A 308-nucleotide genomic window follows, 5' to 3' on the forward strand; every position below is an offset into this window, starting at 1 on the left:
GACCTCGTAGTCGTCGCTCACCGCATCAACTTCATCATTCATCGGCTTGACGGCGATGTTGACTTTGGCACTGTCGGTATCGCCGTCAGCGTCCTGGGCCACGTAGTCAAAGCTGACCTTGCCGTTGAAGTTCTCGCCCGGTCTGAAGGTCATGCTGCCATCGGCCGCAATCTCCACAACCCCGTCCTTGACCGCAATGCTCTGCGCACCGCCCGTCAGCGCCACACCGTTGATGGAGACAATCTTCAGACCACCATCCGGCGCCTTGTCGTTGGCCAGCAAGTTCAGGCTCACCGAGCCATCTTCGT

General features: G+C 59.1%; 1 protein-coding gene. It reads right to left on the reverse strand.

Annotation, left to right across the window (positions count from 1 at the left end):
- On the reverse strand, positions 1-294 hold a 294-nt coding region (locus ACW5W8_RS24025), incomplete at its 3' end, for an Ig-like domain-containing protein (RefSeq protein ID WP_498630920.1).
- Positions 295-308: the final 14 nt, after the last annotated feature.

Source organism: Aeromonas aquatilis, from assembly GCF_054052405.1.